Raw genomic sequence first — 10,984 nt, 5'->3', positions numbered from 1 at the left:
GCGGTCACGCGCAGTGGCAGCACGGTCACCTTCACGTGGACGAACCCGTCCCCGCAGAAGGGCGACCAGTATGTCTGGACGCTGCACGCGACGAACCCGAGCAACGAGACCGTCGACCAGCCGAAGGCGGTCGTCACGGGCACCGACCCGAGCTCGCAGGTCTGCATCGACGTGCGCATTCTGCGGGCCGGGCGCACCTCGCCCAATGCGCTGACGGAGTGCACGTCGTGAACCGGCTGCGGGTCGAATACGTCGGCGAGTGGTACGACGTGAGCGAGGACGCGCCGTTCATGATCGGCCGCGAGGCCGACCTCTCCATCGACGACAATCCGTACCTTCACCGCCACTTCCTGAGCCTGTATTCCGAGCACGGCATGTGGTGGATCGCGAACGTCGGCAACCTGCTCACGGCGACCGTCGCGGACTCCTCGGGCGCGGTGCAGGCCTGGCTCGCGCCGGGGGCGCGGCTGCCGATCGTGTTCCAGAAGCTCAACGTGATGTTCAGCGCCGGGTCGACGACGTACGACTTCATGGTGCACAGCGAGGGCAACGTCTACGAGACCTCCTCGGTGATGACGCGCGAGGCCGGGTCGACCACCGTGCTGCCCGTGACCCTGACGAGCAGTCAGAAGCTGCTCATCGTCGCGCTGGCCGAGGGCGTGCTCACCGAGCGGATCGCCGGCCGCGGCTCGATCCCCACCTCGGCGGAGGCCGCAGAGCGGCTGGGCTGGAACCTCACCAAGTTCAACCGCAAGCTCGACAACGTCTGCGACAAGCTCGACAAGCTCGGCGTCGCTGGGCTGCGGGGCGGCCCCGGGAAGCTCGCGACGGGGCGTCGCGCGCGGCTCGTCGAATATGCCGTGACGACCCACCTCGTGAGCGTCGAGGATCTGCCGCTGCTCGATGCGCCGCAGGAGTCGGACAGTGACTGAGGGGGGCCGATGAGCGGCGGAATCCTGACCCGGCTGAAGAAGCACAGGACGATCGCGTCGGTCGCGGCGCTCGCGATCGTCGCGGGCGTGCCCACGGCGTTCGCCGTGCTGCACAAGGGGTTCCCCGTCACCGACGTCAACCTGAACGCGGCCGACGTGTGGGTTACCAACGGCGCGAAGCTGCTCGGGGGCCGGCTGAATCACCAGATCGATGAGCTGGATGCCTCGGTCAACGCCACCTCCGAGGACCTCGACGTGCTGCAGAACGGCTCGGCGTACTTCCTGACGAACGCCTCCAAAGGCACCGTCCAGAAGATCGACCCGGCCTATGTCAGCCTCACCGACCAGATCACCATTCCCGACGACTCGTGGGTGGGCTACGGCGGCAACACCCTCGCCATCCTCTCGCCCAAGGGCTCGCTGTGGTCGATCGATGCGAGCAACCAGCTCGCCTTCGACGCCTCGAAGACCAAGCCGGCCGCGAAGCTCGGCAAGGACGCCGTGGCCGTGGTCGACCGCTCGGGCACGGTGTTCGCCACCTCGCCGTCGACGGACGCGCTCTACACCGTGGCCCGCCCCGGGGCGGCCGCCACCAAGACCAAGCTCGCCATCGACGGCGACCCGCAGATCACGGCCGTCGGCACCACGCCCGTCGTGCTCGACAAGGGCGGGTCGCGGCTGCGCACCCCCAGCAAGACGCTCAAGCTGCCCGACCCGGGCCTGCGCATCCAGCAGCCGAGCAGCGCGTCGTCGAACGTGGTGGTCGCGGCATCCGATCGCCTCTATCGCGTGCCGCTCGACGGCGGCGACGCGACGACGATCAAGGCGGGCGGCACGACGCCGACGGCCGTCACCTCGTCGGACGTGTCGGCGCCCGTGCAGCTCAAGGGCTGCGATTACGGCGCGTGGGCCGCGAGCGGTCGGTACGTCTATGCGTGCGAGGGGCGGCAGCCCATCGCCCAGGACATCGGCACGGCGGTGACCGGCGACGACCTCAGGTTCCGCGTCAACCACAACGTGATCGCGCTCAACAACGTGCAGAACGGGGATGCCTGGATCGTCTCGCAGCACATGAAGCTCGTGCGCAACTGGGAGACCCTCGAGCCCCAGAACACGCAGAAGAAGCAGTCGAACAAGGGCAAAGAGCAGCCCGTCATGCAGTCCTTCCAGCAGACGCTCGCCAAGCGCACGACGCAGAACCACCGCCCCGCGCCCGAAGACGACTCCTTCGGCGTGCGCGCCGGTCGCACCACGATCCTGCCGGTGCTCGACAACGACCAGGACCCCGACGGCGACGTGCTCACCGTCAAGGCGCCGATCAGCGTGCCGCCCGCCGCCGGCAGGCTCGACGTGATCGACGGCGGTCGTGCGCTGCAGTTCACCGCGGCGCCGGGGTCCTCCGGTGCGTCGTTCCGCTACACCGTCACCGACGGGCGCTCAGGCGGTGAGGCATCCGCCAACGTCCAGGTCGCGGTCCACGCGGCTGCGCAGAACGCGGCACCCAAGGCCAACCGCGCCAGCACGAGCCAGGTCGAGGTCGGGCAGTCGATCACCTACAACGTGCTGCAGGACTGGATCGACCCCGACGGCGACTCGATCTTCCTCGAGGGCGCGGCGGCCACCAGCCAGGACGACGTCTCGTTCACGCCCGACGGCGACGTGACCTTCACGAACACCTCGAACCAGGTCGGCACTAAGACGGTCGAGTTCACCGTCTCGGACGGGAAGCTCAAAGCCTCGGGCAAGCTCGAGGTCACGGTGAAGGCGAAGGGCCAGCTGCCGCAGGTGGCCGTTCCCGACTTCGCCGAGGCGACGCTCGGCCAGCCCCTGACCTTCGACCCGCTCGCGAACGACGAGTCGCCGTCGGGCGACACCCTCTCGCTCGACGACGCGAGCTCGACCGACCCGTCGCTCTCGGTGCAGGCCGACCCGCAGCAGGGCACGGTGAAGATCCTCGGCCAGGCGACCGGCACGTACTACCTGACCTACAAGCTCGGCGCGGGCACGCGGAAGGACGTCGACGGGCTGATCCGGGTCGACGTCGTCGAGCCGCAGGCGAAGAACGCCCCGCCGCTGGCCGTGGGCGACGTCGCCTACGTGCATCCCGGCCAGACGACGAGCGTGACGCCGCTCGACAACGACGTGTCGCCGTCGGGGCGCGTGCTCGCGGTGCAGCAGGTGACGGGCGGGGCGGATGCCGGCGCGCTGAACATCCAGCTGCTGGACAACACCGTCGTGAAGATCACCTCGCCCGGCGTGCTCGAGAAGCAGGTGCAGCTCGACTACACCGTCAGCGACGGGGTGAAGAGCGCCAAGGGCACCATCACCGTCGTGCCGGTGGCGCCGCTCGTGAACTACCAGCCGCCGGTCGCCGTCACCGACGCGGTCAACGTGCGCGCGGGCGACATCGCCACGGTCGACGTGCTCAAGAACGACTACTCGCCCGACGATCAGCCGTTCGCCCTCGACCCCGTGCTCAAGTCGACGGCCCACGCCGGCGGCGGCACCGCCTTCGTCAGCGGCTCGACGGTGCGCTATCAGGCGCCGGCGAAGGCGGGCGCGTACAGCGTCGCCTACACCGTCACCGACGAGCACAAGCAGACGGCGACCGCCAACGTCGTCTTCAACGTGCTGCCGGCCGGGCGCGACCAGGCGCCGCAGCCGCAGACCATCACCGGGCGCGTGTTCGCCGGCAGCACCGTGCCGATCACGGTGCCGCTCGACGGGCTCGACCCCGACGGGGACTCGGTCTTCTTCGAAGGCGTCACCGACGCGCCGAAGCAGGGGAAGGTCTCGGGAACGACCGCCACCGGATTCCAGTACCAGGCGGCTGAGTCGGGCTCGGGCACCGACCAGTTCCACTACCGGCTCGAGGACGCGCTCGGGAAGACGGCGACGGGGCTGATCCGCATCGCCGTCATCCCCCGGCCGACCAACCTGCAGCCGCCGACCGCGGTCAACGACAAGGTCGAGGTGCGGCCGGGGAAGACGGGCTCGGTGCAGGTGCTCGCGAACGACTCGGACCCCAACGGCTACCCCATCACGCTCCAGAAGAAGCTCGACCAGGTCGACGACCAGCTCACCGACGTGAAGGCCGACGGCTCCGCGGTGCTCTTCACCGCGCCCAAGACCGAGGGCGTCTACACGCTGCACTACACGATCAGCAACGGCCACGGCGGCCACGCGAGCGCCTACGTGCAGGTCACCGTGTCGAAGACCGCGAAGCCCCGCTACCCGACCGCGATCGACCACTACGTCGCGGCGAACGACGCGAAGAGCAAGTCCGCCGTCGTCGTCGACGCGCTGTCCGGCGCGACCAACCCCTCCGGGCCGGTCGCCGACCTCACGGTGCAGACGACCGGGGCCAACGCGAAGCTCGCGAAAGTCGGCAAGGACGGCGCCGTCACGGTGCAGACGCAGAGCAAGCGCACCGTGATCGCCTACCAGGTCACCGACCCGGCGACAAAGCTCACCGGCAAGGCGTTCCTCGTGGTGCCGCCGAAGGCGATCAAGGCCACCCCGCCGCCGAACCAGAACAAGAACGCGGTCGCGCGCAAGGTCACCGACGCCCCGCGCATCAAGCCCGGGCTCGGCGAGCAGGTGGTCGAGATGAACGGGTCGAAGACGTTCAGCTTCGGCGCGATCCTCGACGTGCCCTCCGGCCGCCCGGCGACCCTGTCGGGGGCGCCGACGACCGACCACGGCACCGTCACCGGCAGCGGCACCTCGTTCACCTTCACCCCCGCGAAGGACTATCGCGGGCCGGCATCCGTCAGCTTCAGGGTCGACGACGGCAAGGAAGACGGGCAGGCCAGCGATCGCATCACCCCGCTGACGCTTCCGATCACCGTCGGGTCGAAGGACCAGTCCGACGTGCCGCCGACCTTCACGCCGCCCAAAGTGCAGATCGAGCCCGGCGAGGACGCCAAGAAGGTCGACCTGCGGGCCGCGAGCTACCACCCCAACCAGCAGATCCTCGACAGCCTGCAGTACACCGGGCTGCAGTCCTCGAGCGTCGGCGGGGTGACGGCGACCCTCAGCGGGTCGACGCTGTCGGTGAAGGCGCCCGTCGACCAGAAGCCGAACACCACCGCCGTCTTCAAGTTCACGGTCAAGTCGGCGAACTTCTCGATTCCCGGCGAGGTCGACGTCACGGTCACGAGCTCGACGCGCCCGCTTGCGCAGCAGAAGAACCCGCCGCAGGCGAAAGAGCTGCAGCGCAGCCACTCGGTCACGCTCGACGACGCGGTGGGCACCGAGTACTGGACGAACCCGTTCCCCGACACCCCGCTGAAGATCACGGATGCCACGGTCGTCAGCTCGCCGAAGGGCGTGACGGTCGAGCACACGAACGACTCGATCACGGTCGCGGCCTCGAGCGGCGCCGACCCCGGCAAGGTCAACGTCACGTATCACGTGCAGGACGCGACGAAGGACCCGGCCAGAACCGAGCAGGTGATCGGCCAGTACGAGGTGACGATCCACGACGTGCCCGATCAGCCGCTCGCGCCGCAGAACGTCTCGGCCGACAACACGCAGGCGACCATGTCCATCAAGGCGCCGACCGACAACGGCAAGACCATCGACGGCTATCGCGTCACGTCGAACAACGGCAAGACGTGGAACTTCGGCGCCGCGGGCGACGTCACCCTCAGCGGCCTGACCAACGGCACCACCTACACCTTCACGGTCGCAGCGCACAACGCCGATGGCTGGTCCGACGAATCGGCGAGCAGCGCCGCGGTGACCCCGTACGGCACCCCCGCCGCGCCGACGAACGTGACGATCAGCGGCGACAACAACCTGCATTCCCCGTCGAACATCACCATGACGTGGTCGCGGGTCACGGACACCGGCGGCGGCAGCATCCACTACGAGTACCTGTTCGACGGCGACCACACGACCACCGCGACCTCCGCCTCGGGTGGCCCGCGCACGACCGACCCCCAGGGGAACAAGGTGGGCTACTCGTTCCACGTGCGCGCGGTCAGCGACGCGACCGGCCGCGCGTCCGAGTACGTCATGTCGAACACCGTGTACGTCACGCCGCCGCCCGCGTCGCTCGACCTGAGCAAGGGCGCCAACACCGGCTACAAGGACACCTGCCGCACGGGCAAGTGCTACTACTACCACGTCGTCGCGAAGAACTACGACCCGGGGAACTACTCGCTGCAGGTGTACTGCCAGGACAGCCTGCTGCACACCTTCTCGGTGCACGTCACCGGCACCACCTGGACGTTCGACACCGGCGAGCAGGCCTACAACGAGTACTGCGGCTTCAACCCCGCCCGGGTCACGCTGGGAAGCCTGAGCGCATCGGCGAACTTCGCCCCCTAACGAGAAAAGGACCATCATGCCCGTAAGCCAGGAACAAGCCGACTGGTTCGCCGACGCCGTGGCGCAGCTGATCGCCAATCTCGACCAGGCGATCCTCGGCAAGCACGACGTCATCAAGCTCGTCGTCACGAGCATGCTCACCGGCGGGCACGTGCTGCTCGAGGACGTGCCGGGCACGGGCAAGACGGTGCTCGCGAAGTCGCTCGCCAACAGCATCGAGGGCACGCAGTCGCGCATCCAGTTCACCCCCGACCTGCTGCCCTCCGACGTGACGGGCGTCACGATCTACGACCAGTCCACCGGCGCGTTCCAGTTCCACCCGGGCCCCGTGTTCGCGTCGGTCGTGCTCGCCGACGAGATCAACCGCGCGAGCCCGAAGACGCAGTCGGCGCTGCTCGAGGTGATGGAAGAGGGCGTCGTGACCGTCGACGGCACGCCGCACCCGGTCGGCACGCCCTTCATGGTGATCGCCACCCAGAACCCCGTCGAGCAGGCGGGCACCTATTCCCTGCCCGAGGCGCAGCTCGACCGCTTCCTCGTCAAGACGAGCCTCGGCTACCCCGACCGCCAGACGACGGTCAATCTGCTGCTGGATGCCTCCAACCGCACGCGCTCCGACGCGGTGAAGCCCATCATCCAGGCATCCGTCATCGCCTCCATGATCCAGCTCGCGGCCGAGGTGCACACCGACGCCGCGGTGATGACCTACCTGAGCGACATCGTCGACCGCACGCGTCAGGACTCCGACGCCTCGCTCGGCGTCAGCATCCGCGGTGCGCTCGCGCTCGCCCGCGCGGCGAAGGTGTGGGCGCTGGCCGACCGGCGCACCTACGTGACGCCCGACGACGTGCAGGCGCTCGCGGTGCCTGTGCTCGCGCACCGCATCATCCTCGACCCCGAGGCCGAGTTCACGGGCGTCACGACGCAGAACATCGTCGAGCGCGCCCTGGCGGCCGTCGCACCGCCGACCACGCGAGTCGCCTGACATGACCTCGACCCTCGGCGACCTCGCCAGCAGCGCGACCGGCACCCTCACCAGCCGGCTCGCCGCCCTGTCGACCCGCTCGATGCGCTACATCGAGCCGGTGACGCGCGCGGCGGCGCCCGTCGCGCGCGCCGGCAAGGCGGCAGCGAACGCGGTGCCCGTCGCCGGCCGCATCGTGATCGGGGCGGCGATCGGATGCCTGCTCGTCGGCTTCCTGCTGCACTGGTCCGAGCTGGTGTTCATCGGGGTCACCCTCACGGCGGCGCTCGCGATCGCGTGCGGGTACGCCATCGGCCGCACCACCTACGCCGTGACCGTCGAACTCAACCCCCGCCGCGTGGTCGTCGGGGGCCGCGCCCTCGGCCGCATCGCGGTGGCCAACTCGGGTCAGCGGCCGGTGCTGCCGAGCCGCATCGAGTTGCCCGTCGGCGCCGCGCACGCCGAGTTCCAGCTGCCGCGGCTTGCCCCCGGGCAGGAGCACGAGGACCTCTTCGCCGTGCCGACCCACCGCCGCGCGCTGATCCTCGCCGGCCCCGCGACCTCGGTGCGCGGCGACCAGCTCGGGCTGCTGCGCCGCACGCAGACCTGGACCGACCGCATCGAGCTGTTCGTGCACCCGCAGACCAGCAGGCTCAAGGCGTCCGCCCAGGGTCTCGTGCGCGACCTCGAGGGCCAGCCGACCAAGACCATCACCAACAGCGACCTGGCCTTTCACGCCCTGCGCCCCTACGAGCAGGGCGACTCGATGCGCAATGTGCACTGGCGCACCTCGGCGCGCACGGGCCAGCTCATGGTGCGGCAGTATCAGGAGACGCGGCGCTCGCAGATGCTGCTCGTGCTCGGCGCCGACGCGGCGCATTACGCGAGCGACGACGAGTTCGAGCTCGCCGTCTCGGTGCTCGCCTCGGTCGGCGTGCACGTGATCGGGGAAGAGAACCAGATCGTCGCGGGGTGGGACGGCGGCGCCATGCATACCGTGTCGCCGGTGTCGCTGCTCGACGACTCCTGCCGCCTCGAGCCCGTGAAGCGCGGCGCGAAGCCGCTGCGCGAGGTGGTGCGCGGTCTCGCCGCACGGCAGTCGCAGCCGAGCGTCGTGCTGCTCGTCGTCGGCTCGCAGACGCCCGCCGCCGATCTGCGCGCGGTGGCGACCCTGTTCAACCACGACACGGTGTTCACGGCCGTGCGCGCCGATGTCGCCGGCGAGGCGGTCATGCGCCGCTCGGGACCGGTCACGGTGGCGTCCGTCACCACCCTGCGTGAGCTGCCGCTCATGCTCTCGCGATTGGGAACCAGGCAGTGACCCCCGCCGTGGGCCGGCGCGCGCTCATCGAGCTCGGCACCGTCGCCGCGCTCGTGGCGCTCGCCACGCTCGGCTTCCAGCCGATGTACGGCGGCGCGGCGTTCGCGCTGCCCGCCTTCGGCGGCCTCGCCGTGGGTCTGGGCGCTCTGCTGCTGGGCCGCTGGCTGCGGCAGTCGCTCGTCACCTCGATCGCGCTCGCGATCTTCGCGTACTTCCTGCTGGGCAGCGCCCTTGCGATGCCCGCGGTCGCCACCCTCGGCGTGCTGCCGAACCTCGAGACGCTCGACGGCCTCGTGCGCGGCGCGGTGTTCGGCTGGTCCGATGCCGTGACGCTCACGATCCCGTTGCAGGCGCCGCCGTACATTCCCGTGCTGGCATATTGCGCGAGCTGGGCGGCGGCGGCCATTCCGGCGGCGATCGTGCTGTACTGGCCGGTTCGCGTCGGCTCGGGCTCGACACTGCGCCGCGCGGTCGCGGTCGCCGCCCCGCTCGCCCTGCTCGTCGCGACGATCATCCTCGGCACGCACCTCACCTTCCTCGCGGGCGTGCGCGGCATCCTGTTCACCGCGATCGCGCTCGTGTGGGTGTGCTGGCGCTCCGCGACAGATGCCGCGGCGAACGTCGCCGAGAGCACGCTGGCCACCCGCCGGAAGCTCACCGGAATCGCGACGGTCGTGCTCGGCGCCCTGCTCGCGGGGGGCCTCGTCGGCGCCGTGGTGCAGCCCGCGACGGCCGACCGAGTGGTGGCCCGCGACGAGATCGTGCCCCCGTTCGACCCGCTCGACTACCCGAGCCCGCTCGCGGCCTTCCGCAAGTACGTGAACGACGAGACGAAGACGACGCTGTTCACCGAGCAGGGCCTGGCTGCGGGCTCTTACGTGCGCCTCGCGACGATGGACAGCTGGAACGGCGTGGTCTGGGACGTCGCCCGCAATGCCGGCACGGCGACCGGCTCGGGAGCGTTCCGGCTGCTCGGCACCGACCTGCCCGCGCCCAAGCTGTTCAGCGCGGGCGCCACCTCGCACGCGCGCATCACGATCAAGGGCTACTCGGGCGTGTGGCTGCCGAACGCGAGCTACCCGACGGGCCTCACGATCGACGGGCCCGACGCGGCGAAGCTCTCGCAGAACGTGCGTGTGAACACCGAGACCGGCACCATCGCGCTGACCTCCGGCGTGGAATCCGGCCTCGGCTACGACCTCGACGTCACGGCGCTGAAGGTGCCGAACAGCAAGGCGCTCACCGCGATCCCGGCCGCGCGTGTCGACCCCGCCCCGATGGCGAGCGTGCCCGATGTGGTCGCGAGCACGGCGAAGCAGTACGCAGGGGGCGCCACCACCGCCTACCAGACCATGGTCAACCTGCAGAAGTCGCTCGTGAACCAGGGCTACCTCAGCCACGGCCGGGCGAGCGACCCGGTGCCGTCGCGGGCGGGCGAGGGCGCCGACCGCATCGAGCAGCTGTTCACCCAGGACCCGATGGTCGGCGACCAGGAGCAGTACGTCACCGCGTTCGCGCTCATGGCGCACTCGCTCGGCTACCCCGTGCGCGTCGTGCTCGGCGCCAAGGTGCCGAAGGGCGCCGGTCAGGTCGCCGTCAGGGGCAACGACGTCACCGCATGGGCCGAGGTGGCGTTCGAGGGCGTCGGTTGGGTGCCGTTCTTCCCGACGCCGACGAAGACGGATGCCCCCAAGGAGCAGACCGTCAAGCCGAAGATCATCCCGCAGCCGCAGGTGCGCCAGCCGCCGCGCGACCACCCCAAGGACGACCAGCTGCTGACGCCGGTGCAGACCAAGGACCAGAACAAGAAGAAGAGCGACCACGGCTTCCAGATCCCCGCGTGGGCCTACTGGGCGGGCGGCGGCCTGCTGCTTCTGCTCGCGATCGTCTTCCTTCCGCTGCTCATCGTCTGGCTGCTGCGCAGGCGGCGGCGCAGGAAGCGCGCCACGGGTCCTGTCGATCGGCGCGCGGCCGGTGCGTGGGCCGAGTTGACGAGCGGATTCCGCGAGCTCGGCCTCGACCGCCCAGGTCACGTCGCCACCCGCACTCAGCTCGTCTCCCATTACGAACGCGCCGGCGAGGAATCCGGCGTCGCCGTGCAGCCCGGGGTGCTCGGGCCCCTCGCCCGCCGCGTCGACCACGCGGTGTTCGCGGCCGGGCAGCTCGCCGACGACGCGGCCGACGCGCTGTGGCACGACGTCGACGCGGTGCTCGAGCACGCCCGCGAGGGCATGACGTGGCTGCGCAGGCGGCTCTCGGACTACCGGTACTCGCGCATATAGTGGGCCCGATGTCTGAGGACGGATACATCAAGCCGCCGCCCGGGCTGCTGCCGCCACCGCCCGAGCCCGAGGGGGTGCCCGCGCGCGAGCAGGTTCCCGCGGCGCCCGGCGGCCTGCCGTTCTTCACGCCGAACCCCGGTCCGAACCC

At 70.2% G+C, this 10,984-nt stretch carries 5 protein-coding genes and 1 pseudogene; all 6 read left to right on the top strand.

All coding sequences use genetic code 11. The annotated features are described in order from the left end of the window. Positions 1 to 231 (top strand): annotated as a pseudogene (locus tag ACM2XV_RS08645) (serine/threonine-protein kinase); the annotation flags it as partial. Further along, on the top strand, positions 219 to 932 hold the full coding sequence (locus tag ACM2XV_RS08640; protein ID WP_487026638.1) for an FHA domain-containing protein: 714 nt from the start codon (positions 219 to 221) through the stop codon (positions 930 to 932). The pseudogene ACM2XV_RS08645 and the gene ACM2XV_RS08640, both read left to right, overlap by 13 nt. Positions 933 to 941: 9 nt before the next feature. After that, on the top strand, positions 942 to 6,269 hold the full coding sequence (locus ACM2XV_RS08635) for an Ig-like domain-containing protein (protein ID WP_487026637.1): 5,328 nt from the start codon (positions 942 to 944) through the stop codon (positions 6,267 to 6,269). A 16-nt stretch (positions 6,270 to 6,285) separates the two neighbouring features. Then, complete coding sequence (locus tag ACM2XV_RS08630; RefSeq protein WP_344776652.1) at positions 6,286 to 7,254, top strand: AAA family ATPase; 969 nt, start codon at positions 6,286 to 6,288, stop codon at positions 7,252 to 7,254. A 1-nt stretch (position 7,255) separates the two neighbouring features. Beyond that, positions 7,256 to 8,554 carry a DUF58 domain-containing protein gene (locus ACM2XV_RS08625; RefSeq protein ID WP_344776654.1) on the top strand — a complete coding sequence of 433 codons (1,299 nt, stop codon included), beginning with the start codon at positions 7,256 to 7,258 and terminating at the stop codon, positions 8,552 to 8,554. After that, the gene (locus tag ACM2XV_RS08620) at positions 8,551 to 10,836 is read left to right on the top strand and encodes a transglutaminase-like domain-containing protein (RefSeq protein WP_487026636.1); all 2,286 of its coding nucleotides are present in this window, start codon (positions 8,551 to 8,553) and stop codon (positions 10,834 to 10,836) included. The genes ACM2XV_RS08625 and ACM2XV_RS08620 overlap by 4 nt, the downstream gene beginning before the upstream one ends. Positions 10,837 to 10,984 lie beyond the last annotated feature (148 nt).

It is taken from the genome of Gryllotalpicola sp. CP2-P1, from assembly GCF_057512245.1.
This window is presented reverse-complemented; position numbering and strand designations above follow the sequence as displayed.

Excerpts from the sequence above, each read along its gene's own strand:
- ACM2XV_RS08635 (WP_487026637.1), top strand. The coding sequence starts at position 942 with ATGAGCGGCGGAATCCTGACCCGGCTGAAGAAGCACAGGACGATCGCG.
- ACM2XV_RS08630 (WP_344776652.1), top strand. The coding sequence starts at position 6,286 with ATGCCCGTAAGCCAGGAACAAGCCGACTGGTTCGCCGACGCCGTGGCG.
- ACM2XV_RS08625 (WP_344776654.1), top strand. The coding sequence starts at position 7,256 with ATGACCTCGACCCTCGGCGACCTCGCCAGCAGCGCGACCGGCACCCTC.